A 23,367-nucleotide genomic window follows, 5' to 3' on the forward strand; every position below is an offset into this window, starting at 1 on the left:
CGCGCACGGGCCGGACCTGGGGCCTCCGATAGCCTCTGGCCGTGACGGAACAGCACTCGCAGCAGCCGGCCCACCAGTTCGAGCGGGGCACGGACGGTCCCAAGGTCGTCCTCGTCGGCGTGGACGGCTCCGAATCCTCGCTGCGGGCCGCGGCCTACGCCGGCGGTCTGGCCCGCCGCCAGCACGCCCTGCTCGCGGTGGTGTACGTGCAGCCGGTGCTGACGGCGGGCGCGGCGCTGGGGGCTCCGGTCGCCGAGACGACCGACGCGATCGCCGAGGATCTGGTCGCGCAGATCCGGGAGGCCACCGAGCGGACCCGGGGGATATTCGACGTGCGCTGGGAGTTCCACACCTTCCGCGGCGACCCCTACAGCGGTCTGGTGAAGGCGGCGGACCGGCTCAAGGCGGACGCGGTGGTGGTGGGCGCCTCCGAACAGGCCGGGCACCGGTTCGTGGGCTCGGTCGCGGTGCGGCTGGTGAAAGCGGGGCGCTGGCCGGTGACCGTGGTTCCGTAGTGCCCGCCGCGGGACCTCGCGCCGGCGGGCGCGGCGGGGGTCACCGCTCCCCCGTCACCAGCCCGGCCGCGGCCGCGCCCCGGCCGAGGGTGACGGTCCTGATCCGGTCGCGTACGCCCGCCACTTCGGCGCCCCGGGCGAGGGCCCGGTCGAGGTCGACGACCCGGCCCGCGTCGATGTCGAACATCTGGGGCAGGAACTCGGCCCTGCGCACCTCCCAGCGGCCCCCGGGCCCGGCCGGCCGGGCGAAGGTGAAGCGGGCGATCGTGGACTGGGTCCCGCGGGCGTCCTGCAGGCCCTGGCTGTTGAACATCTCGCCCGCGATCTGGTCGCCGAGGCCGTAGACCACCCAGGTCCCGTTGACCTTCTCGTAGGCCTGGGGGACGTGGGCGCCGGTGCCGATGATCAGGTCGACGTCGGGGCGGCCGCCGGTGCGGGAGGCGGTGAGGGCGCGGGCGAGGGCGAGCTGGCGGTCGTCCGGGGCCTCCTGCCATGCGGTTCCCCAGTGCAGGGAGACCACGACCACGTCGGCGCCCGCCTTCCGGGCGGCCTTGGCGTCGGCGAGGATCCGGTTCCGGTCGGCGAGGCCGACGGTCCAGGGCCGCCCCTGCGGAAGCGGGTGGCCGCCGGTGTCACCGGTGTAGGCGAGGTGGGCGACGTGCGCCGGGCCCGCGCGCAGGAGGGTGATCGAGTTGCCCTCGGCCTCGGTGCGCGCGGTGCCCGCGTGACGCACGCCGGCGGCGTCCAGCGCGTCGAGGGTGCGCTGGACGCCGGCGGCGCCGTCGTCCAGGCTGTGGCCGGAGGCGGTGGAGCAGCCGTCGTAGCCGGTGGCGGCGAGCGCCGCGGCGATCTCGGGCGGGGATGTGCCGGCGGGTGAGCCGGTGTGGTCGCCGGCCGCGCCGAAGACCGTGTCCACGTGGCACAGGGCCAGGTCAGCGGCCGAGACGACGGGCTTGGCGCCCTCGAACACGGGGCGGAAGTCGTAGCCCGTGCCGCCGGCGTCGAAGCGGGCGCGGTCGACGACCGTGGCGTGCGGGAGGATGTCGCCGGAGGTCACGAGGGTGAAGCCGCGGGCGACGGGCGGCGCGGGGCGGCCGGGCCGGTCGGCCGAGCTGTGGTCGTGGGCCTGGCAGGCGGCGGCCGAGGCGAGCAGGGCCGTCAGCGCCAGGGCCACCTGGTGTCTGCGGGCCGGTCGAGGTCGGAGGATGAGCTGGCGTCTGCGCGTGAGCTGGCGTCTGCGCGTGAGCTGGTGTCTGCGGGCGGGCACCGGATCACCCCGATTCACATGGGTTGTCATATTTACGCACGTATCACTACTAATCCATCGACGGCGGACGACCGCTCCGGCGCTCCCTTCGTCCAGGGCCGATGCCCGCGATCGGCGTAGCCCGGACCGTTCGTCGAACCGTTCGCCGACGCGATCGACCGTCCGCCGCAGACCCTTGTGCGCACCCTGTCCGGATCCGGCCCCTTGCGGTGCCATACGCCCATGACCGCCGGAACCGCCCTCAACGCCCGGACGACGACCGCCGAACACGAACTCGCCGCACTGCAGCGCGAACACGGCCGACCGCTGTTCGCCCTGCTGCTGCGCCTGTGCGACGGCGACCGCCAGCGCGCCGAGGACCTGGTCCAGGAGACCCTGGTGCGCGCCTGGCAGCACCCCGAGGCGCTGCGCGCCGACGCCTTCGACTCCGTACGGCCCTGGCTGCTCACCGTGGGCCGCCGGCTGGCGATCGACGCGCGGCGGGCCCGGCAGGCGCGGCCGCCGGAGGTCGGGGACGCCGTCCTGGAGAACGCGCCCGTCTGCGCCGACCACGCCGAGCGGGCGGCCGCCGCCCTCGACGTCCGCGAGGCTGTGAAGACACTCACTCCGGAACACCGTGAAGTCCTGGTGCTGGTGTATTTCCGAGGGGCCAGTGTGGCGGAGGCCGCCGAGGCCCTCGGAATTCCGCCCGGTACCGTGAAGTCGCGCGCTTACTACGCGCTGCGCGCCCTGCGCCGGGTGCTTCCGGGATACGCGGCCGACCTGCACTGAAACCGACGATCCGGTCAAGCCTCCGTAAAGCGCCTTGCCGTGGACCCCCTCCGGGTAATCGGGTGTCCTTATCCGTGTTGCGGACTGGGGTCCCGGCAACGGGCGACGCGCAAGCACCGGAGGAAGGCAGGAAGGGATGCTGCACCGAGGACACCAGAGCACGGACGGCACCGGCGGCGGTGAACTCACCGTCCCCATGGCCTGGTTGTACGCCGAGTACATCGCCGACGAACTGCTGCGGACCGGCGATCTGATGCCGCCGACGTCCTTCGAGTTCCGCGCCGGGCGCGACACCCTGGCGCTGACGATCTTCCTGTCCGACACCGACGGGGAGCTGCCGGGGATCCGGGTCGTCACTCAGCTGGAGACCTGGCTTTCGCTCACGGCGTACGACCAGCCGTGGCAGGACTGGGTCGACGAACGTATGTCTCAACTGAGAGCCGAGGCCGCCCAGTTGGATGGCCCTGCACCCGATCTCGAACTGGCGGCCGCGGCCTGGCGCTGGCTGGGGGAGACCGAGCTGCTCGCCCCCGATCTCAACGCGGTGCCGGGCGGTTCCCCGGCCGGCGAGGACGAGGGACCGAAGGTCTGGACGCCCGCCTGGCAGCTCGGACTGCCCCTCGGGCATCTGGCGATTCATCTTTTTTAGATTCGCACCAATCCGCGAGGCCGACCGCTCCGAATATGTGGGTCACGATTCGGTACGCGGCTTGAGTGATTCGGCGGCCGGGTGCGTACCGGTGGGAGCAAGGAGTAACCCCACTGGCACTCAACGGCACGAGGTTTCGGCATGAGGTCCCTGGAAAGGCATCGCGACGTCGGCGCGTACGCGCTCGGCGTGCTGGACGAAGCGGAAGCCTTCCGCTTCGAGGACCACCTCATGGAGTGTCCTCAGTGTGCGGCGCAGGTCACCGAGTTCGGCCCCACCGCACGTCAGATGATGCTCTACCGGCGCGCCACCCCGCGCACCGTGCACCCCTTCGCCGGCCCGGGCCCGCAGCTGCTGGACCGGCTGCTCGCCGAGGTGGCGGTCCGGCACCGGGCCGTCCGCCGGCGCGTGCTGTACGCGATCGCCGCCTCGGTGGTCGTCGCCCTGGCCGCTCCCGTGCTCGCCATGACGGCGGGCGGCGGCAGCGGTGGCGGCGAGGACGCCGTGCGGGTCACCGCCACGGACGAGAAGTCCGGCGTGTGGGCCCAGGTCACCACCGAGGACGAGACGTGGGGCAGCCATGTGGAGCTGCAGGTCAAGGACGGGGCCGGCCCCCGCTCCTGCCGCCTGATCGCCATCGGCGCGGACGGCTCCGAGCAGACCGTCACCAGCTGGACCGTGCCCCGGCACGACGCCCGCCCCAACACCGTGCAGGGCGCGGCCGCCTGGCACCCCGACGAGATCGTCGCCTACGAGCTGCGCACGGCGACCGGCGAGCACCTGGTGACGCTGGAAGCCCACTGACGTCGCACCGCCGCGGGAACCCGCACCCTCCACGCGGTCCGGTCCGAGGCCGCGGACGGCTCTGGACCTGCGCCGACCCACCTCCCGGGCGGTGCACGTGAGTTGCGGCCGTGCGGCGGACGGCGGAAAATTGTCGTAGACGCGGACGCGGAGCCACCGACCGTCCGACTCCGCGCCGCCCCTGCGGTACGACCGAAAGGGGCCGCCCGGTGGAGAAGACCCTGCAGATCCTCGTGGCCGAGGACGGCGCGGACGTCGAGGACATCGCGGAACTGACCGGCTATCTGCGCGAGGAACTGCTGCGGCTCGACGTGGACGACGTGACGTCCGTGCCCGGCGAGGAGCCCCCGCCCGGCGCCCGGGTCGTGGAGGTGGCCGCCATCGGCGCGCTGCTGGTCACCCTGGGCAGCACGGTCACGGGTCTGAGGCAGGTCCTGGACGCGATCCGCGAGTGGCGCGGCCGCTGCCGGGAATCCCGGCCCTCACTGCACCTTTCCCTGGACGACGACGTACTGGAGATCTCCGAGGCGACCGACGAGCAGGTGGCCAGGGCGTTCGACATGTTCCTCCAGCGTCACTCCACGGCCGGAGCCCAGCCATGACGGACGCCAGACACGCGCTGATCATCGCCAACGACCGCTACACCGACCAGGGGCTCAAGCAGCTCAAGGCGCCCGCCCAGGACGCCACCGCCCTCGCCGGGGTGCTGCACGACCCGCAGATCGGCGACTTCGACGTGGACGTCGTGCGCAACGCGCCGGCCGACGCCATGCGCAGGCGCATCCAGGGCTTCTTCAGCGACCGCCGCCGTGACGACACCCTGGTGCTGCACTTCTCCTGCCACGGCCTCAAGAGCGAGTCCGGCGAACTGTACTTCGCCGCCAGCGACACCGAGCCCCGGCTGCTGGACGCCACGGCGATCCCGGCCCAGTTCGTCCGCGGGTGCATGTCCCGTACCCGGGCCGGCCGGACCGTCCTGTTCCTCGACTGCTGCTACGGCGGCGCCTTCTCCCGGGGATCGCCGTCCGTGCGCGCCACCGGAGAGGTCAACGTCCTGGAGTCCTTCACGAGGGAGCGGCCCGGCGGACGGGGGTGGGCGGTCATCACGGCGTCGAACTCCATGGAGTTCGCCTTCGAGGGCGACGAACTCGCGGAGAACTCCGCCCCGCGGCCTTCGGTGTTCACCCACGCGGTGGTCGAGGGCCTGGCGACCGGCGAGGCCGACCTCGACGCGGACGGCGAGGTGTCCCTGGACGACCTCTACGACTACGTCTACGAGCACGTGCAGGAGCAGAACCCCAACCAGACGCCGAGCAAGACGGTGGAGATGCAGGGAGAGCTGCAGCTGGCGCACAGCCGGCGCGGCCGCATCAAGATCGCCGCCATTCCCTCGCCGCCGTCCCTGCTCGCCGCCGTCAACAGCGACAACGCCTTCACCCGTCAGGGCGCGGTGCTGGAATTGCGCTCCCGTCTGCAGAACGAGTCCCTGCCTCTGGCGGAAGGGGCACGCCAGGCTCTGGAGGACGTCGCGCGCAACGACATCCGGCAGATAGCCGACGAGGCGTCCCGCGCCCTGCGCGACATCAAGCTGGCGCCCTCCCCCGACCGTCTGGACTTCGGCCTGGTGCCCAAGGGCTCACCCCTTCAGGAGAAGTCCGTGACCATGAACGGCCCGCCGCTGGCCCGCCACTGCGTGGCCCAGCCCGCGCAGTCGTGGCTGCGGGTCGAGCCGACCGCGAACGGCTTCACGGTCCGCGTCGACGCGACCACCGAGGGGCCTCTGTCCGGCGACATCGCCCTGAAGGGCGTGGCCGACGAGGCGGTGGTCCACGTCGAGGCGGTGGTGGGCCCCTCGCGCGACACCCGGCCGCCGGAGGCCACCGCTGAACCCGCGAACGGGTCGGTGCACGACCCGGACACCGTGGTCGTCGCCCCCTCGGACCCCCGGACGGGAGCGGACGGCACGTCTGCGTCGACGGGTGGGGACGGCATGCCCCACGCCGGGACGGGCCCGAGCCACGCAGGCCCGCACGGGAAGGGCGGGCAGCACGCGGACCCGCACGGGAAGAGCCCGCAGCAGGGGAGCCAGGGGCAGGAGGGCACGGGGCAGGCAGCCCCGGAGCGGGCAGGCACCGGGCAGGCAGGCCCGGAGCAGGCCGCCGGCCGTGCCGGGCTCCCCTCGCACCGCGCCTCCGCCCTCGCCGGCGCGGCCCTCGCCCTCGCCGCCACCGCGGCCGTCACCGTGATCCTCGGCATCCGGGCGGTCGTGGTGGCCGCCCTGGACCGGGGCCAGGAAGGGCAGACGGGCGACCTCGATCACAACGTCCACCAGCAGGGTGTGCTGCCGCTGCTGACCGTGACCATGATCACCGCCGTACTGGCCCTCGTCGTCGGCGCGTTCGCCCGACACGACCTGGAGACCCTGGGCAGACGCGACGCGGAACCGGCGGTGCACGGCACGCGGAGCATGGCGTCCGTCGCCAAGGGCCTTGCGGTCCCGGCCCTGATCGTGGCCGTGCTCATACTCGTGGGCTACATGATCGCCGCACCCCACTGGTGACTACTTCAGCAGCCGCGACATCCTCCGGTCCGCCAGCGGCCTGCCACTCGTCTGGCAGGTGGGGCAGTACTGCAGCGAGGAATCGCTGAACGAGACCTCCCTGACGGTGTCGCCGCAGACCGGGCAGGGTTCGCCGGTGCGGCCGTGGACGCGCAGACCGCTCTTCTTCTCGGCCTTCAGCCGGCCCGCCGCCAGCCCGCGCGAGCGTTCGACCGCCTCGGTGAGCGTGGTGCGCAGGGCCGCGTAGAGGGTGTGGGTCTCCTCCGGGGTCAGGGACGAGGCCAGTTTGAACGGGGACATCCTCGCCGCGTGCAGGATCTCGTCGCTGTAGGCGTTTCCGACGCCCGCGATCAGGCTCTGATCGCGCAGGGCCCCCTTGAGCCGGCGCCGCTCGCCCGCGAGCAGCGCGGCGAAGCGGGCCTCGTCGAAGTCGTCGGCGAGCGGATCGGGGCCGAGACGGGCGACGCCCGGGACCTCCCGGGGCTCGCGCACCACGTACACCGCGAGCCGCTTCTGGGTGCCCGCCTCGGTCAGGTCGAAGCCCTCCCCCGTCTCCAGCGCGACCCGCAGGGCCAGGGGGCCCTTGCCGGGGCGGGGCGGGCCGTCGGGCAGGCGGTCCCTCCAGTGCAGCCAGCCGGCGCGGGCCAGGTGGGCGACCAGGTGCGGGCCGTCGCCGGTCGCCAGGTCGAGGAACTTGCCGTGCCGGCGCACGGCGGTGACCGGCCGGCCCTCCAGGGCGGTGACGGGCGGGTCGTACGTCTTCAGCACACTGATCGCGACGGGCAGCACCCGCACGATCTCGTGGCCGACGGCGTGTTCGGCCAGGAAGTCCTTGAGCGCTTCGACCTCGGGAAGTTCCGGCATACGTCCAGAGTGCCACCCGGGAGGGACATCGCCTCGCGACGCGTGCGCGCGTGGCGCCGGTCAGGGCCGCCCCGGCGGCGGCACCGCGAACTCGCACCACACGCACTTTCCGCCGCCGCGCGCCTCCACTCCCCAGCCGTCGGCGAGCAGGTCCACCAGCATCAGGCCCCGCCCGGAGACGCCCGACTCGCCCGCCTCGCGGCGGCGCGGCAGGGCGCTGGAGGAGTCCTCCACCTCGACGCGCAGCCGGCGTTCGTCGCCGGTGAGCGCCCGCAGCGTGACGATCGCCGCGCCCTCGGTGTGCATGAGCGCGTTGGTGATCAGCTCGTCCGCGACCAGCTCGATCTCGTCGGAGCGGTCCCGGGCGCCCCAGGCGCGCACGGCGGCGCGGATCATGTGCCGGGCCTCGGCGAGGGCCTCCGGATCGCCGGGCGCCACATGCTGCTGGAGCCGGTTGCCGCTCTGGGGGCCGTCCGGGCCGCGCCGGCGCAGCAGGAGCAGGGCCACGTCGTCGTCCCCGCCCCGCTCCTCGGCGACGTCGATGAGCTGGTCGGCGAGCTTGCGCACGTCGCCGGGGCCGGCGGAGATGAACGCGGCGAGGGCGAGCATGCCGTCGTCGAGGTCGGCGCCGGGCTGCTCGACGAGCCCGTCGGTGCACAGCAGGAGCGTGTGGCCGGGGTCGAGTTCGATGGTGCCGACCGGGTAGTCCAGGCTGCCGAACTCGGCGGACAGCCCGAGCGGCAGCCCGCCGGGCACCGCGACGCGGCGGCAGGCGCCGTCGGGGTCGCGCAGCAGGGGGTCGATGTGCCCGGCGCGCACCACCTGGACGACCCCGGTGGCCAGGTCGACCTCCGCGTACAGGCAGGTGGCGAAGCGGTCGGTGTCGAGTTCGTGCAGGAAGACCGATGCGCGGGCCATCACGGTGGCCGGGGTGTGGCCCTCGGCCGCGTAGGCCCTCAGCACGATGCGCAGCTGGCCCATGACGGCGGCCGCGTGTGTGTCATGACCCTGGACGTCGCCGATGACGGCGCCGACGCGGCCGCCCCCCGAGGGGGTGCCGCCGGGCAGTGGGATCAGGTCGTACCAGTCGCCGCCGATGTCGCGGCCGTGTGAGCCGCCGATGGTGGCGGCCCGGTAGCGGACGGCGACGTCGGCGCCGGGCACGCTGGGGATGGTGCGCGGCAGCATGGCCTGCTGGAGGCCCTGGGCGATGTCCTTCTCCTGCTCGTAGAACATGGCCCGTTGCAGGCTCTGCGCGATGCTGCTGCCCAACGCGACGAGGATGTTGCGTTCCTCGGGCGTGAAGCCGCGCCGGTCGCTGTAGAGCAGGCCCATGGCGCCGATCGGGCGGGCCTGCACGATGAGCGGCAGATAGGCCGCCGAGGTGATCCTCAGGTCGGTCAGGTGCGGCCACAGCACGGGGTAGCCGCGGGCGAACTCGTCCGCCGACTCGATGAAGCGGGGAGTGAGCGTGCGCACGACCTCGCTCATCGGATACGGCTCGTCGATCCGGGTGACGAGGGTGCCGGGGACGAAGCTGCCCTCGGGCCCCTCGGCGATGAGCCGGATGCGGCCGGCCTCGACCAGTCCCATGACCAGGCTGGTGGCGCCGAGGTGGGTGAGGCCCTGGGTGTCCTTGAGGACGTCGATGACGTCCTGCACGGTGCGGGCGTGCGCCAGGGCCGCCGTGGTGAGCTGGACGACGTTGGTCTGCTCGCGGCGCGCGTCGTCCAGGGTGTCCCCGTCGCGGCGCGCGGCGAGGTCGCCGAGTTCGTCGGTCGCGTCCCGCACGATGCCGACGATGCGGCGCGGCCGGCCGGTGCGGTCGCGCCGGATGTAGCCCTGGGTGTGGGTCCAGCGCAGGGCACCGCCGCGCAGCCGCAGACGGAAGTAGGCGCCGTAGTTCTCGCTGCCGTCCTTGATCGCCTGGGCGACCAGGGCGTCCAGGCGGATGGCCTCGTTCGGCGGGACCCGCACACTGAGCGACGCCGGATCGCCGTCGTATTCGTCGGGACGCATGTCGAAGATCTCGTGGGCTCGGGCGTCCATGTGGAACAGCCCCGAGTCCAGGTCCCAGTCGAAACTGCCCATGCGGTTGAGCGCCAGGATGGGATCCGGGTGGGCGGGCCAGTCGTCCGGGAGTGACAGGGCACTCGCTCCCCGATCAGCCATGGGGCCACCTTGCCAGGGTTTGCCGGATTCTTCGACCGGGGGGCGCGGGCCCGCGGCCGCGGTCAGCCGAGGACGGTGTCGACAGGGCTGCCGAAGACGGGGTCGGACGGGTCGAGCGCGTCGGACTCGTCCGGTCCGTCGGGGACCATTCCGCCGCCGTCGGGCAGGTCGGGGACCTCCGGGACGGTCTCCGGGCCGACGGCGTCGGGGTCGACGCCGCGGTCGAGGCCGGAGCCGGAGTCCGGGTCGGAGCCGGGGTCCGAGAGGTCGGTGAGGGGGTCGGCGAACAGGACGCGGCCCTGCGCCGCCGGGAGGACGGCCTTCGGGCCCGGCATCGTGTACTTCGCTCCCTCACCGCCGCGGCCGGCGACGACGAGCGCCGCCGAGAGCGCGCAGGCGGTGAGGACGGTGGCAGTGGGTAGTCGCACCACGTTCTCCCGCAATCGATCCGGTCCGCCCCCTTGAGGGGATTCGACCACTATTGTCTGCTTCACCCGCCCCGGTCACGCAAGCGGAGCACCCGATCACGCATCGTGACGGGCGACGGAGAGGAGGAGCGCACGGCCGTGGACTGGTTCACCGCACCCGAGTACTGGCTGAGCCGGCTGGTCTTCCAGCGCGGCCTGGCCGGCGTGTACCTGGTCGCGTTCCTGACGGCGGCCCTGCAGTTCCGCCCGCTGCTCGGCGAGCGCGGGATGCTGCCGATCCCCCGGTTCGTGCGGCGGGCGTCCTTCCGGCAGGCGCCGAGCCTGTTCCAACTGCGCTACTCCGACCGGCTGTTCGCTGCCTGCGCATGGACGGGCTGCGCGGTGTCGGCGGCCCTGCTGGCGGGTGCGGACAGCTTGGCGCCGCTGTGGGCGGCGATGGCGCTGTGGCTGCTGCCGTGGGCTCTCTACCTGTCGATCGTGAACGTGGGCCAGACCTGGTACGGGTTCGGCTGGGAGTCCCTGCTGCTGGAGACCGGCTTCCTCGCCGTGTTCCTCGGCAACGACGAGGTCGCCCCGCCGGTCCTCGTGGTCTTCCTGCTGCGCTGGATCCTGTTCCGGGTCGAGTTCGGCGCGGGCCTGATCAAGATGCGCGGCGACGCCTGCTGGCGCAAGCTGACGTGCCTCTACCACCACCACGAGACCCAGCCCATGCCCGGCCCGCTGAGCTGGTACTTCCATCGTCTGCCGAAGCCGTTGCACCGCGTCGAGGCGGCCGCCAACCATGTCACCCAACTCGTCGTGCCGTTCCTGCTGTTCGCTCCCCAGCCGGTCGCGACGGCGGCCGCGGCCGCGATGATCGCCACCCAGCTGTGGCTGGTGCTGTCGGGCAACTTCGCCTGGCTCAACTGGATCACCGTCGTGCTGGCCGTGCCCGCGCTGGCGCTGCCCGGCGGCCGCCGGACGGCCCCCGCCGCACCCCTGTGGTTCGAGGTCGTGGTCCTCGCCACGGCCGCGCTGCTGCTGTTCCTCAGCTACCGCCCGGTGGTCAACATGCTCTCCCGCCGCCAGGTGATGAACCGCTCCTTCGATCCGCTGCACCTGGTCAACACCTACGGCGCGTTCGGCAGCGTCAGCCGGATCCGCTACGAGGTGGTGGTCGAGGGCACGCTCGACGACGTGCCGCGCGAGGACTCCGACTGGCGCGCGTACGAGTTCCGGGGCAAGCCCGGCGACCCCCGCCGCCGGCCGGGCCAGTTCGCCCCCTACCATCTGCGCCTGGACTGGATGATGTGGTTCGCGGCCCTCTCCCCCGCGTACGCCGGGGCGTGGTTCGCCGCCCTGGTGGAACGGCTGCTGGAGAACGACCGCGACACGCTGAGGCTGCTGCGCCGCTCCCCGTTCCCGCCCGGCCGCCCCCCGCGGCACATCCGCGCCCGCCTCTTCCGCTACCGGTACACGACCCGGCGGGAGCGGCGGGAGACGGGCGCATGGTGGCAGCGGACGTATGTGCGCGAGTACCTGCCGCCGACCCGGCTGGCGGGCGCGGATCAGAGGCCGTAGACGCGCACGGCGGTCGTCTCGAAGATCTGCTCGTGCCCGCGCGGACCGGTCAGCCGCCGCGCGACGTCGAGGACCTGCGCGTACGAGGCGGCGGGCGTGCACACCGGCCAGTCCGAGCCGAACATCAGCCGGTCCGGACCGAACGCCTGCAGCACGACGTCGGCGTACGGGCGCAGGCCGTCGGCGCTCCAGGGTCCCGGGCCGGCCTCGGTGACCATGCCGGAGAGCTTGCAGACCGTGTTGGGCAGCGCGGCGAGGGCCCTGACGTCCGAGGCCCAGGGGCGCAGCACACCGGACGCGACGGGCGGCTTGCCCAAGTGGTCCAGGACGAAGGTGAGTCCGGGCAGCGAGGCGGCCGCGGCGGCGCAGGCCGGGAGCTGGTGGGGCAGTACCACCAGGTCGTAGACCAGTCCCGCGTCGGCGACGGCGGCGAGACCCCGCAGCACGTCCGCCCGCAGCAGCCACCGCGGGTCCGGCTCGCCCTGGACCTGGTGCCGGATCCCCTTGAGGAAACGACCGCCGGGGAGCTCCCGCAGCCGGGCCAGTTCGTCGGCGACGTCGGGGCGGGTGAGGTCGGTCCAGCCGACGACCCCCGCGATCAGGTCGTGCGCCTCCGCGAGGGCGAGGAACTCGGGGGTCTCCTCGGCCACGGTGACCGTCTGGACGAGGACCGTGCGCTCGACTCCGACCGCACGGGCCTCGCTCGCCAGCTCCTCGACGGCGAAGTCCCGCCGCAGCGGACTGTCCTGGTCGATCCAGTCCTGGTCGCGTACGGACAGGTCCCACACGTGGTGGTGGGCGTCGACGGTCACCGCGGCTCCGTCCCGGTGCCGGGCGACCCTCCCGACGGCCCCACCGAGGACCCCTCCGAGGACTCCTCCGACGGCTTCCCCGAAGACTGCTCCGAAGACTGCTCCGAAGACTGTTCCCGAGGCTGCTCCGACGGGTCCTGCGCGGGCAGCAGGCCGGTCTCCCGCAGCTCCTCCCAGAGCGCGGCGGGGACGGGCACGGCGAACTGTTCGGCGCAGTCCTCGGCCTCGGTGGCCGAGCGGGCGCCGACCAGGACGCTCGCGACCGCCGGATGGCCGGCGCAGAAGGCCAGCGCGGCGGCACGCAGGGTGACGCCGTGCCGGCCGGCGACCGCCTTCATGCGCAGGGCCCGCTCCAGCAGCTCCGCCGGCGCCCGGGCGTAGTCGTACGTCGCCCCCGGCCTCGGGTCCGCCAGCAGACCCGAGTTGAACGCGCCGCCGACCACCACCGACACGCCTCGTTCGAGGGCCGCGGGCAGCAGGCCGGCGCGGGCGCGCTGGTCGAGCAGCGTGTAGCGGCCGGCGCACAGCACCACGTCGACGTCGGTGTCACTGATGAAGCGGGTGAGCATCTCCGTCTGGTTCATGCCGGCGCCGATCGCGCCCACCATCCCTTCCGCACGCAGTCTCTCCAGGGCCGGATAGCCCTCGCGGAAGGCCTGTTCGCCGTGGTCGTCGGGGTCGTGGAGGTACACGACGTCGACGCGGTCGAGGCCGAGCCGTTCCAGCGAGGACTCCAGGGAGCGGCGCACCCCGTCGGCGCTGAAGTCCCACACCCGGCGGTGGGTGGCGGGCACCGCGAAGCCGTGGGCCAGGTCGTCGCCGTCCGGCGGGTCCACGGGCTCCAGGCGGCGGCCCACCTTCGTGGAGACCGTGTACCGCGCTCGCGGGAATTCCCGCAGGGCGGCGCCCAGACGCCGTTCGGACAGGCCGAGCCCGTAGTGCGGCGCGGTGTCGAAGTAGCGCACGCCCCGCCGCCAGGCGGCGGTCACGGTGTCGTGGGCCTGCTCGTCGGTGACCTCGGAGTAGAGGTTGGCGAGGGGAGCGGCGCCGAGGCCCAGGGCGCTGACCTCGACGCCGCTGCGGCCGAGGCCGGTCATCGAGGGCCCGCCGGGCGCAACCGCAGGCCCTGCATGCCGCCGTCGACGGCGAGCGAGGTACCGGTGGTGGCGCCGGACAGGGGGCTCGCCAAGTAGGCGATGGCTCCCGCGACTTCGGCCGCGCTGACCAGGCGGCCGGTGGGCTGGCGGGCCTCCAGGGCGGCGCGTTCGGCGGCCGGGTCGTCGGCCGCGCCGAGCAGCCGGCCGACCCAGGGAGTGTCGGCGGTGCCCGGGTTGACGCAGTTGACGCGGATGCCCTCACGGACGTGGTCGGCGGCCATGGCGAGGGTCAGCGAGTACACCGCGCCCTTGGTCGCGCTGTAGAGGGCGCGTTGCGGAAGACCCGCGGTGGCCGCGATGGAGCAGGTGTTGACGACGGCCGCGTGCGAGGAGCGCCTGAGGTGCGGCAGGGCGGCGCGGGAGGTGCGGACCATGCCGACGACGTTGACGTCGAGGACGCGGTGCCATTCGGCGTCGTCGTTGTCCTCGACGGTGCCGAGGGCGCCGATGCCCGCGTTGTTGACCAGCACGTCGAGCCCACCGAGTTCGGCGACGGCGGCCTCGACCGCCTCACGCACACAGGCGTCGTCGCCGACGTCGGCCCGGTAGCCGAGCAGCGGCTTCTCGACGCCCGACGGGTCGAGGTCGAGCACGGCGACCCGCGCGCCGCGTTCGGCCAGGAGCTGTGCTGTCACCCGGCCGATCCCGGAGGCACCCCCCGTCACCAGGGCCGTCAGCCCTTCGAAGTCGCTCACGCCGTGTTCTCCTTCCGGCTGTCGCGGTCGGCGGCCCGGAAGCCGCCGCCGGGGTGGGGGCGCCGCGCGATCGCGTCGCGCCGGACGCCGACGCGGATGTCGTGGAGGTCGACCGCGGTGACGCGGGCAGTGGGCGCGGGCGCCATCGGCCGGCTCCTCATCGGGCGGGGCGATACGATTGCCCCGCATATTTATCAGACCACTTCCCTGCGGCAACACCCCCCGATAGCGTTTTCGCCAGGTTCACGGCTCAAGTGGTCCGACCACTGCGATGACCGGGTCACGGTGCACCGGCGACAGGAGAGGCCACGTGGAAGACACCCCGCCCAGCGAGACCGCCGCCCCGAAGGGCACTGTGACGCAGCGCGCCATCGAGCGGATCAAGGCGATGATCGGCGACGGGCTGCTGGAGCCGGGCCAGCGGCTGCCGACCGAGCGCGATCTCGCGGCCCAGCTGGGCATCTCCCGCAGTTCGATGCGCGAGGCGATCCGGGCGCTCACGGTGCTGGGCGTGCTGGAGGCCCGGCACGGCTCCGGCATCTACGTCACCCAGCTCAGCGCCGGGGACCTCCTGGAGACCTTCGGCGTGGTCGCGGACCTGTCGCGCGGGACGCGACTGGTGGAGCTGCTGGAGGTCCGGCGGATCCTGGAGTCGACGGCCGCCGCACTGGCCGCGGCCCGTATCACCCCGGAGCAGCTGGCCCTCGTCGAAGGGCATCTGGCGGCGATGAACGCCACGGACGACCCGGAGGAGATCCTCGCGCACGACCTCGCCTTCCACCGCGCGATCGCCTCGGCCGCCGGCAACGAGACGATGGCGGCGATCCTGGAGGGCGTCTCCTCGCGCACCTTCCGCGCCCGCGTGTGGCGTGGCTACCAGGAGGAGGGCGCCTTCGCCCGCACGCGCCGCGAGCATGCCGCGATCCACCGCGCCCTGCTCGCCCGCGACCCCGAGGCCGCCCGCGCGGCGGCGGCGGCCCACGTGGGCGAGGTGGAGCAATGGCTCAGGGCCCAGGTGAACACCTGAGCCGCAGAGCCCGGACCGCCCCAGAGCCCGGACCGCCGCAGAGCCCGGACCGCCCCAGAGCCCGGACCGCCGCGGAGCCCGGACCGCCGCAGCGTGCCGGTTCCGTGGTGGCGGGCCCGGCCGGTCCGGCCGCGCTCCGCGGAGCCGCGCGAGGTCGACGCGAGGGGCCCGGCGAGGCAGAGTTCTCCCACGTACTCGCGAGTAGTAGTGGACCCCCCGAGGAGCAGCCGTGACCAACTGGGTCGGCCGGACCGCCGTCGAGATCGCAGCCGCCGTACGCGCGAAGGAGGTCACGCCCCGTGAGGCGGTGGCCGAGCACCTGGCGCGGATCGAGCGGCTGGACGGGCGGATCGGGGCGTTCCGCGTGGTCCGCGCCGCGGCCGCGCTCGCCGAGGCGGACGAGCTGGCGGCCCGCGCCGATCTGGCCGAACTGCCGCTGGCCGGGGTGCCGTTGGCGGTCAAGGACAACCTCGGGGTGCGGGGCGAGTCGACCCGTGTCGGTTCGGCCGCGACACCGGACGTGCCGGCCGGCGCCGACCATGTCACCGTGGCCCGGCTGCGGGCGGCCGGCGCGGTGGTCGTGGGCCTGACCAACGTGCCCGAACTGTGCGTCTTCGGCACCACGGAGGGCGTCCACGGCACGGCCCGCAACCCGTGGGACACGTCCCGCACGGCGGGCGGCTCCTCCGGGGGCAGCGCGGCCGCGGTCGCCGCCGGGATGACGCCGATCGCCCTCGGCAACGACGGCATGGGCTCCCTGCGCATCCCGGCCGCCAACTGCGGACTGGTGACGATCAAGCCGGGCCACGGGGTGGTGCCGGCCGGGATCGGGGAGGGCGACTGGTTCGGGATGTCGGAGAACGGCCCGCTGGCGACGACCGTCGAGGACGCGCGGCTGATGCTGTCGGTCCTGGCGGGCGCCGAGGTCGCGGGGCCCGCGGAACCCGGTGCGCTCAGGGTCGCCGTCTCCGTGCGCAGTCCGCTGGCCGGGGTCGTCGTGACCCGGCCGTACACGGATGCGGCCCGGGAGGCGGCCGGGGTGCTCGTCCGGGCGGGACATCACGTGGAGCGGGCGGAGCCGCCGTATCCGCTGTCGCTGGGCGTCACGTCGCTCGCGCACTGGACGGCGGGCACCGCGGTGGACGCCCAGAGTCTGGACGCCCGGCTGCTGACCCGGCGCACCCGGGTGCACGCGGCCGTCGGCCGGCGCTTCCTGAACGGGGTGCGCGGGGGCTCGGCGCGGGAGGAGCTGCGCCGGCGCCTGGAGCCCTTCTTCGCGCGGTACGACGTGCTGCTCACTCCGGCACTGGCGCGACGGTCGCCCAAGGCGGCGCCGTGGCACGAGCGGGGCTGGCTGCGCAACATCGCGGTGAACACCAACTACTCGCCGCTGACGCCGCCGTGGAACCTGACCGGCTGGCCGGCGATGACCGTCCCCTTCGGGACGCTGCCGTCCGGCGCTCCCACCGCGGTGCAACTGGTGGGCCGGCCGGGAACCGAGGGCGAACTGCTGCGCCTGGCCGAGCAGATGGAGACTCTCCGGCCGTGGCGACGGACGGCGCCGCTGGACTGAGCGCAAGCGCGAGGGGGCGCCGGGGAGCCCGCAAGCGCCGAGAGGCGAATCGGACCGGGACGGGGGCGAGCCGGGACGGGGGCGAGCCGGGACGGGGGCGAGCCGGGACGGGGGCGAGCCGGGGAGGCGGTGGGGTTCGGGGCGGCCGGAGGTTCGCATGGGCGTGGGCTGCGTGGGCGCACGCCCATGCGGTCGGCGATCGCGAGGGATCCCGCGGGCGGGTTCAGTCCACGCTGGGCAGGATGTGGGGCTCGGCGAGGTCGTCCTCGTAGCCCGCCAGGCGGATCGGGGCGGAGCGCGCCCACACGTCGAGGCTGCCGAGCTCGCCGGGTCGGCGGCCGGCGCGCTCCGTGCGTTCCTTGGGGCGCTGTTCGCGATTCGTCTTCTCCGGTGTCACCGCGCACTCCTTATGTGTCGGATCACCCTCGGGGCGTGCCGGCCATTCTGCGGTCCGGCTCTGGACGCTCCCTCGGGTCTGGCTGGAGTCGGTGGCGACACGGTTGCGCCGGTGACTCCCAGGAGAGCTGGCCGTGGTGAACCGGCGTGTCCCAGACGGACGATGGGTGTGGGTGGCACTCCGTCCTGCTGCCCGTCGGCTACAGCCTAACCAGATGAGCGGGGCGCCGCTCGATAGCGCCCGAAAATTTGGGGTAACCGTGGCGAGTCACCCGTATGTCTCCGCAGGTGAATTGAACCCCTTTGCCGCCTGATGCACGGATTGGGTTCACTCGACCGGCGTACAGCGGTGAACACCCCTGCCGATCCGGGCGCGCCGTTCAGGCCGCGTTCGCCGGATCGCAAGCAGGCCATGATCTGCTGATGTGCAGAACGGCTGACTCCCGGGAGGACTGACGCATGGAGCTGCGCAGCGTCGAGGAGCTGATGGACCTGCTGTACGCGTGCCGGGGCGTCCGGCGCACCGGGCACGGCCCGGGTGCAGGAGTCGACCTCCACGACCACTCACTGCGGACGGCCGCACTGCTGCGCCGCAGCCGGCCCGCGGACAAGGAGCTCCAGCTCACCGGGCTGGTCCATCCCGTGGGACAGCTGCTGCGCCCGGCCGACCCGGCCGGCCGGGCGGCGCTCGCCGCCGACGCGGTGGGCCCGCTGCTCGGGCCACGGGTCGCCCGTCTCGTACGGCTGCATCCCTGGCGGGGCGTCGCCCTCGGTGACGACGACGACCTGCTCAGCCTGCGCCAGGCCGACGAGGACGGTCTGACGACCGTCTTCGACGCGGGCGTCCTGGAGGACTGGCGCACCGTGCTGGAACTGGTCGCGGCACGCAACTCCCGCCTCGGGGCTGTCGATTGACGGTCCGTCGTGAGACGGTACGCCGATGACGTCGTCGCACGGGCGGTACGGTCTGCGCGGGAGGGCCGCGGTCGTCACCGGGGCCACCCGGGGCATCGGCCGGGCCGTGGCACGGGCGCTCGCCGACGCCGGGGCGCGGGTGTGCGTGAGCGCACGCTACCCGGAGGACGTGCGGCGGGCCGCCGCGGAGCTCAACGGGGTGGGCCTGGCCGGAAGCGTCACGGATCCCGGTCATCCCGAGGAGCTCACCGGCCTGTGCCTGCGCGAGTTCGGCCGACTGGACGTCCTGGTCAACAACGCCGCGACGAACCAGCCGTACGGTCCCCTCATGGACGCCGACCCGGCGCTCTGGCGGGAGGCGTTCGCCGTCAACGTCGAGGCGCCGCTGCGGCTGGTGCAGTGCGCGTGGCGCGGCTGGATGCGCGAGCACGGCGGGACGGTGGTCAACATCTGCACCGAGGGCGCCGCGCACACCGGCCCCGGCGTGGGCGCGTACGGCACCAGCAAGGCGGCGCTGCTCCACCTCACCCAGCAGCTCGCCGGAGAGCTGGGCCCGGGCGTCCGGGTCAACTCGGTCTCCCCCGGTCTCGTCCGCACCGAGATGGCGCGGTTCGTGTGGGAGCCGGGCGAGCAGGAGACGGCGGCGGGACTGCCGCTGGCCCGCATCGGGGAGCCGGAGGACGTGGCGAGGGCGGTGCTGTGGCTGGCGTCGGACGCGGCCGAGTGGATCACGGGCGCGGATCTGCTGGTGGACGGCGGTACGCGGGTGCGAAGAGCCCGCATCGCGACCTGACGGGCGCGGGGCCGGGGCCGGGACCTGGGCCCGTGCGCCGCGCCGGCCGCACCTGGCCGGCCGCGGCTTCCTAGGCGCCCGGCCTCGCTACCACTTGCCCGGCGCGTAGTCCTTGAGGAAGACCCCGTACACGTCCTCGCCCGCCTCGCCCCGCACGACCGGGTCGTAGACCCGGGCCGCACCGTCGACGAGGTCGAGCGGCGCGTGGAACCCCTCCTCCGCGAGGCGCAGCTTGTCGAAGTGCGGGCGCTCGTCGGTGATCCAGCCGGTGTCGACCGAGGTCATCAGGATGCCGTCGGCCTGGAACATCTCCTGGGCGCTGGTCCGCGTCACCATGTTCATCGCGGCCTTGGCGGCGTTCGTGTTCGGGTGGCCCGCGCCCTTGTAGCCGCGGCCGAAGACGCCCTCCATCGCCGAGACGTTGACGACGTAGGCGCGCCCGCTCGTCGCCTTCCTCGCGGCGTCGGCCATGGCCGGGCGGAGCTTGCTGATCAGGATGAACGGCGCCGTGTAGTTGCACAGCTGGGTCTCCAGCAGCTCCACCGGGGAGATCTGCTCGATGGTCTGCACCCAGGTGTTGGTGTCGACGACGTCGGGGACCAGGCCGCCCGCGTCGATCGCGGTGCCGTCGAGGTGCCGGGCCACGCTGGCGTTGCCCGCGACCAGCGCGAGGTCGGCGACCTGCTGGGCGTCCATGCCGCTGATGCCGACGGGCAGCGCGGCCAGGCCGTCCACCGCGCCGGAGCCGAAGGCGCCGATGACGTGGTGGGGAGGCAGCTCGCCTGCGGGCAGCGGGGCGCTCTCGCCGTCGACCAGGGCGGCGTAGGCGGAGGGCAGACGGCGCACGGTCTGCGTCGCGTTGTTGACGAGGACGTCCAGCGGGCCCGCCTCGGCGACCCGGTCGGCGAGGGCCACGGCCTGCGCCGGGTCGCGCAGGTCGATACCGACGACCTCCAGGCGGTGGATCCAGTCGGCGGAGTCGTCCATGGCCTTGAAGCGGCGGATGGCGTCCTTGGGGAAGCGCGTGGTGATCGTCGTGTGCGCGCCGTCGCGCAGCAGCCGCAGCGCGATGTACATGCCGATCTTGGCGCGGCCGCCGGTGAGCAGCGCGCGCTTGCCGGTGAGGTCGGCGCGGGCGTCACGGCGGGAGCGGTTCAGCTCGGCGCAGGCCGGACAGAGCTGGTGGTAGAAGTAGTCGACCTCGACGTACCTGGTCTTGCAGGTGTAGCAGGAGCGCGGCCGCTGGAGTATCCCCGCGATCCTGCCCTCCTCCGTGACGGAGGACGGGAGGATGCCCTCGGTCTCGTCGTCGATGCGCTGGGCGGAGCCGGTGGCGGTGGCCTCGGTGACCGCCTTGTCGTGGGCGGTCTTGGCGGCGCGTCGTTCCTGCCTGCGGCGCTGCTTCACCGTGCGGTAGACGCCGGCGGTGGCCCGGCGCACGGCGATCGCGTCGGGGTGGTCGACGTCCAGCTGCTCGAGCTCGTCCAGCACGGCCAGACACACCGCGAGCCGCTCCGGGTCGATGCCGGGCCCGTACACGACCTCGTCCATGACGTCGTCCGCGATCGCCGCCGAGCCGTCCTCTGTCACCGTCATCGCGCTGCCGCTTCCCTGCTCACGTGTGCGGCGCTCCGACCGCGCCCGCCCTACGAAGGGGGAATTTTACGGAGCGCCGGGCCGCTCCTCCAAACCCGTTCCCGTCAAGAGCCGCAGGCCGTGATGAGCGTCTCCACCTCGGCGGTCAGCGCGCAGGCGAACCGGTCGAGGTCGGGGACGGCCTCGGCGTCGGCGACGAGCCCGTAGTGGACCTGGCCGCGATACGTCGAGACGGCGACCGCCAGGGCCTGGCCGCGGGCCAGCGGTGCGTACGGGAAGACCTCGTTGACCGGGTTACCGCCGAGCTTGAGACCGAAGCCGGGCAGCGGGACGCTGGTGACGAGGATGTCGAACCAGAGCCGGGCGGCCTGAGCGACCACGGGCCCGCCCAGACGGTGGCCCAGTGCCGGGACGTGGTCGGCGAGCAGGGCGACGGCGCCGGCGCCGCGGCCGGGTCCCGCGTCCTTGTTGCGGTCCATGGCGGTGCGGCAGTGCGCGAGCCGGCCGAGCGGGTCCGGGTCGTCGACCGGCAGCCGCAGCACGTATCCGGAGAGCCGGTTGCCCTGGGGGTGCGCGGTGCGGGGGCGGCGCTGGGAGACGGGGATCAGCGCACGGGGCCGCACGCCCGCGCTGCCGTCGCCGCGCTCGTCGAGCCAGCGGCGCAGGGCCCCCGCCACGACCGCGATCAGCACGTCGTTGACGGTGCCGCCGGCGACCTTGCGGATCCGGTGCACGTCGTCGAGATCGATGACGACGCCGGCGGTGCGGCGGGTGCCGGTGGACTCGGCGGTGAGCGCGGCGCTGGAGCGCACGCCCAGGCCCGACACCGCGACCGACGCGCCGATGTCGAGGGCGCGGCCCACCTCGGAGACCGCTCCGCGCAGCAGACCCGGGAGCCTGCGCACGTCCGGGATCCGGGGCGCGGCGGGCGCGGCGGGCCGGGGCCGTGGCGCGGGCATGTCCATGGGGTCCAGGACGGCCGCGGCCAGGGTCAGCGCGCGCAGCCCGTCGGCGAGGGCGTGGTGGAACTTGAAGAGAACGGCGAAGGAGACGCCGTCCTCGTCGGGCACCACGTGCGCCTCCCACGGCGGGCGGCCGCGCTCCAGCGGCCGTTCCATGAGCCGGCCGGCCTCGGCCTGGAAGTCGGCGGCGCGCTCGTGCAGGCGGACGTGGTGCAGGGGGTCGAAGTCGGGGTCGGGCTCGCGCACCGCGCCGCCGAAGGCGAAGGGCTGCCACACGTCCCGGATCCGCATGCGCAGTCCGGGGACCGCGGCCGCCCGGGCGGCGAGCAGATCGGCCGCATGGGCGGGCGCGGCGGGCGAACCGGCCGAGAAGACCCCGAGCGCACCGAGGTGCATGGGGTGATCGGCGGACTCGATGTTCCAGAACGCCAGGTCCAGCGGTGCCAGCAGATCATCAGCAGTCAAGGGCTCGCCTCGCGTCACGATGGGGTGAGTAGGCAGTCAACCTCTCACCACTGATTACGGTCAAGTACGACCGTGCCACGCACAGTTAACATCGGATTAAGTCCGCGTCTCGCGGCGTCGCGCGCAAATGCACCACCCTCGTCCCTCCGGCGACCGCCTGCTCGCCTACGTGACCCGCTGTCCCTTCCCCAGGGCGATCACGCCGCCCTGCGAGACGGTGTACAGCTCCGCGTCGCGCTCCGGGTTCACCCCGATGGTCGCCCCCGGAGGCACCTCGACGTTCTTGTCGAGGACCGCCCCGCGGACCACCGCACCCCGCCCGATGTGCACGTTGTCGTGCAGGATCGAGCCCTGCACCACCGCGCCGGGGTCGACCACGACGCCCGGGGACAGCACCGACCGGGTGACCTGTCCGCGGATCAGGCATCCCGAGCTGATGATCGACTCGCCCGCGATGCCGCCCGCGTTGAAACGCGCCGGGGACAGCTGGCCCGAGTGGGTGTAGATCGGCCAGGTGCGGTTGTAGAGGTTGAAGGCCGGCCGCTCGGCGATCAGGTCCATATGGGCGTCGTAGTAGGCGTCGAGCGTGCCGACGTCGCGCCAGTAACCCTGGTCGCGGGTGGTCTCCCCCGGCACGTGGTTGTCGTGGAAGTCGTACAGGTGGGCCTCGCCGCGCTCGGTGAGCTGGGGCAGGATCGAGCCGCCCATGTCGTGCACGGACCGTTCGTCCTCGGAGTCGCGCTGGAGGGCCTCGATGAGCGCCTTCGTCGTGAAGATGTAGTTGCCCATCGACGCGAACACGGACTCCGGGTCGTCCACCAGCCCCGGCGGGTCGGCGGGCTTCTCCAGGAACCGCTCGACCGTCTGGCCGTCCGAGCCGGGAGTGATCACCCCGAAGGCGGAGGACTCGCCGCGCGGCACCCGGATGCCGGCGACGGTCACCCCCGCGCCGCTGTCGATGTGCTGCTCCAGCATCTGACGCGGATCCATGCGGTAGACGTGGTCCGCGCCGAAGACCGCCACGTACTCGGGCCGTTCGTCGTAGATGAGGTTCAGCGACTGCAGGATGGCGTCGGCGCTGCCGAGGTACCAGCGCGGACCGAGCCGCTGCTGCGCCGGGACCGGGGTGACGTAGTTGCCGAGCAGGCTCGACATCCGCCAGGTGGTGGTGATGTGCCGGTCCAGCGAGTGCGACTTGTACTGCGTCAGCACGCAGATGCGCAGGATGTCCGCGTTGACGAGGTTGGACAGCACGAAGTCCACTAGGCGGTACGTGCCGCCGAAGGTGACCGCCGGTTTGGCGCGGTCCGCGGTCAACGGCATCAGCCGCTTGCCCTCACCGCCCGCCAGCACGATCCCGAGCACCGAAGGCCCACCACGACGCAT

23 protein-coding genes are annotated in these 23,367 nt (G+C 73.4%); 11 read left to right on the forward strand and 12 right to left on the reverse strand.

The window, feature by feature from the left end; all coding sequences use genetic code 11:
- The first annotated feature begins 41 nt into the window (after positions 1–41).
- Positions 42–515, forward strand: coding sequence for a universal stress protein (locus Sri02f_RS33070; protein WP_109005009.1), 474 nt, complete (start codon positions 42–44; stop codon positions 513–515).
- A 40-nt stretch (positions 516–555) separates the two neighbouring features.
- Here Sri02f_RS33070 and Sri02f_RS33075 read toward each other — a convergent pair whose 3' ends face one another.
- The gene (locus tag Sri02f_RS33075; protein WP_245970922.1) at positions 556–1,689 is read right to left on the reverse strand and encodes a CapA family protein; all 1,134 of its coding nucleotides are present in this window, start codon (positions 1,687–1,689) and stop codon (positions 556–558) included.
- 315 nt (positions 1,690–2,004) lie between these two features.
- Here Sri02f_RS33075 and Sri02f_RS33080 point away from each other — a divergent pair, with 315 nt between their 5' ends.
- The 5 genes from Sri02f_RS33080 (at position 2,005) to Sri02f_RS33100 (ending at position 6,566) form a co-directional block, all read left to right on the forward strand.
- Positions 2,005–2,553, forward strand: coding sequence for a sigma-70 family RNA polymerase sigma factor (locus tag Sri02f_RS33080; protein ID WP_109005011.1), 549 nt, complete (start codon positions 2,005–2,007; stop codon positions 2,551–2,553).
- Between the two features lie 136 nt (positions 2,554–2,689).
- The gene (locus Sri02f_RS33085) at positions 2,690–3,202 is read left to right on the forward strand and encodes a hypothetical protein (protein WP_109005012.1); all 513 of its coding nucleotides are present in this window, start codon (positions 2,690–2,692) and stop codon (positions 3,200–3,202) included.
- Between the two features lie 141 nt (positions 3,203–3,343).
- Positions 3,344–4,006 carry a zf-HC2 domain-containing protein gene (locus tag Sri02f_RS33090; protein WP_109005013.1) on the forward strand — a complete coding sequence of 221 codons (663 nt, stop codon included), beginning with the start codon at positions 3,344–3,346 and terminating at the stop codon, positions 4,004–4,006.
- Positions 4,007–4,215: 209 nt separating this feature from the next.
- Positions 4,216–4,608 (forward strand): hypothetical protein, encoded by a 393-nt coding sequence (locus tag Sri02f_RS33095; RefSeq protein ID WP_109005014.1) that lies wholly within the window; start codon positions 4,216–4,218, stop codon positions 4,606–4,608.
- The gene (locus Sri02f_RS33100) at positions 4,605–6,566 is read left to right on the forward strand and encodes a caspase family protein (protein WP_109005015.1); all 1,962 of its coding nucleotides are present in this window, start codon (positions 4,605–4,607) and stop codon (positions 6,564–6,566) included. Before Sri02f_RS33095 ends, Sri02f_RS33100 begins: the two co-directional genes overlap by 4 nt.
- On the opposite strand, the gene Sri02f_RS33105 is transcribed toward Sri02f_RS33100, so the two are convergent.
- From Sri02f_RS33105 to Sri02f_RS33115, 3 genes are all read right to left on the reverse strand, one after another.
- Entirely contained in the window at positions 6,567–7,430 is an 864-nt protein-coding gene (locus Sri02f_RS33105) for an Fpg/Nei family DNA glycosylase (protein ID WP_109005016.1), read from the reverse strand.
- Positions 7,431–7,490: 60 nt separating this feature from the next.
- Positions 7,491–9,602 carry a SpoIIE family protein phosphatase gene (locus Sri02f_RS33110; protein ID WP_109005017.1) on the reverse strand — a complete coding sequence of 704 codons (2,112 nt, stop codon included), beginning with the start codon at positions 9,600–9,602 and terminating at the stop codon, positions 7,491–7,493.
- Between the two features lie 62 nt (positions 9,603–9,664).
- The gene (locus tag Sri02f_RS33115) at positions 9,665–10,030 is read right to left on the reverse strand and encodes a hypothetical protein (protein ID WP_159106813.1); all 366 of its coding nucleotides are present in this window, start codon (positions 10,028–10,030) and stop codon (positions 9,665–9,667) included.
- Positions 10,031–10,168: 138 nt separating this feature from the next.
- On the opposite strand from Sri02f_RS33115, the gene Sri02f_RS33120 reads away from it, so the two are divergent.
- Positions 10,169–11,590: a lipase maturation factor family protein gene (locus Sri02f_RS33120; protein WP_109005094.1), complete on the forward strand. Its 1,422-nt coding sequence runs from the start codon at positions 10,169–10,171 to the stop codon at positions 11,588–11,590.
- On the opposite strand, the gene Sri02f_RS33125 is transcribed toward Sri02f_RS33120, so the two are convergent.
- The 4 genes from Sri02f_RS33125 to Sri02f_RS41435 are packed head-to-tail and all read right to left on the reverse strand — an operon-like array spanning position 11,578 to position 14,400.
- A complete protein-coding gene (locus tag Sri02f_RS33125; protein ID WP_109005019.1) occupies positions 11,578–12,402 on the reverse strand; it encodes an amidohydrolase family protein in 825 nt (274 codons plus the stop codon). The genes Sri02f_RS33120 and Sri02f_RS33125 overlap by 13 nt on opposite strands.
- A complete protein-coding gene (locus Sri02f_RS33130) occupies positions 12,399–13,499 on the reverse strand; it encodes an aldo/keto reductase (protein WP_109005020.1) in 1,101 nt (366 codons plus the stop codon). The genes Sri02f_RS33125 and Sri02f_RS33130 overlap by 4 nt, the downstream gene beginning before the upstream one ends.
- A complete protein-coding gene (locus Sri02f_RS33135; protein ID WP_109005021.1) occupies positions 13,496–14,254 on the reverse strand; it encodes an SDR family NAD(P)-dependent oxidoreductase in 759 nt (252 codons plus the stop codon). The genes Sri02f_RS33130 and Sri02f_RS33135 overlap by 4 nt, the downstream gene beginning before the upstream one ends.
- Positions 14,251–14,400: a hypothetical protein gene (locus tag Sri02f_RS41435; RefSeq protein WP_159106814.1), complete on the reverse strand. Its 150-nt coding sequence runs from the start codon at positions 14,398–14,400 to the stop codon at positions 14,251–14,253. Before Sri02f_RS41435 ends, Sri02f_RS33135 begins: the two co-directional genes overlap by 4 nt.
- Before the next feature lie 164 nt (positions 14,401–14,564).
- Here Sri02f_RS41435 and Sri02f_RS33140 point away from each other — a divergent pair, with 164 nt between their 5' ends.
- Both Sri02f_RS33140 and Sri02f_RS33145 read left to right on the forward strand, forming a co-directional pair.
- Positions 14,565–15,281, forward strand: a complete 717-nt coding sequence (locus Sri02f_RS33140; protein ID WP_109005022.1) for a FadR/GntR family transcriptional regulator — start codon at positions 14,565–14,567, stop codon at positions 15,279–15,281.
- A 229-nt stretch (positions 15,282–15,510) separates the two neighbouring features.
- On the forward strand, positions 15,511–16,854 hold the full coding sequence (locus Sri02f_RS33145; protein ID WP_109005023.1) for an amidase: 1,344 nt from the start codon (positions 15,511–15,513) through the stop codon (positions 16,852–16,854).
- A gap of 223 nt (positions 16,855–17,077) precedes the next feature.
- Here the strand turns inward: Sri02f_RS33145 and Sri02f_RS33150 are convergent, their stop codons facing one another.
- Positions 17,078–17,251 carry a hypothetical protein gene (locus Sri02f_RS33150; protein WP_106980896.1) on the reverse strand — a complete coding sequence of 58 codons (174 nt, stop codon included), beginning with the start codon at positions 17,249–17,251 and terminating at the stop codon, positions 17,078–17,080.
- Positions 17,252–17,709: 458 nt separating this feature from the next.
- On the opposite strand from Sri02f_RS33150, the gene Sri02f_RS33155 reads away from it, so the two are divergent.
- On the forward strand, positions 17,710–18,165 hold the full coding sequence (locus Sri02f_RS33155) for a hypothetical protein (protein WP_109005024.1): 456 nt from the start codon (positions 17,710–17,712) through the stop codon (positions 18,163–18,165).
- Between the two features lie 25 nt (positions 18,166–18,190).
- On the forward strand, positions 18,191–18,958 hold the full coding sequence (locus Sri02f_RS33160; protein ID WP_109005025.1) for an SDR family oxidoreductase: 768 nt from the start codon (positions 18,191–18,193) through the stop codon (positions 18,956–18,958).
- 87 nt (positions 18,959–19,045) lie between these two features.
- Here Sri02f_RS33160 and Sri02f_RS33165 read toward each other — a convergent pair whose 3' ends face one another.
- The 3 genes from Sri02f_RS33165 to glgC all read right to left on the reverse strand — a co-directional run bounded on the left by Sri02f_RS33165 (position 19,046) and on the right by glgC (position 23,367).
- Positions 19,046–20,554, reverse strand: a complete 1,509-nt coding sequence (locus Sri02f_RS33165) for an SDR family NAD(P)-dependent oxidoreductase (RefSeq protein WP_109005026.1) — start codon at positions 20,552–20,554, stop codon at positions 19,046–19,048.
- A 104-nt stretch (positions 20,555–20,658) separates the two neighbouring features.
- Positions 20,659–21,981, reverse strand: coding sequence for a wax ester/triacylglycerol synthase family O-acyltransferase (locus Sri02f_RS33170; RefSeq protein ID WP_109005027.1), 1,323 nt, complete (start codon positions 21,979–21,981; stop codon positions 20,659–20,661).
- A 165-nt stretch (positions 21,982–22,146) separates the two neighbouring features.
- Positions 22,147–23,367 (reverse strand): glucose-1-phosphate adenylyltransferase, encoded by a 1,221-nt coding sequence (gene glgC, locus Sri02f_RS33175; protein WP_109005028.1) that lies wholly within the window; start codon positions 23,365–23,367, stop codon positions 22,147–22,149.

Source organism: Streptomyces rishiriensis (assembly GCF_003112535.1).
Taxonomy (GTDB): domain Bacteria; phylum Actinomycetota; class Actinomycetes; order Streptomycetales; family Streptomycetaceae; genus Streptomyces; species Streptomyces rishiriensis.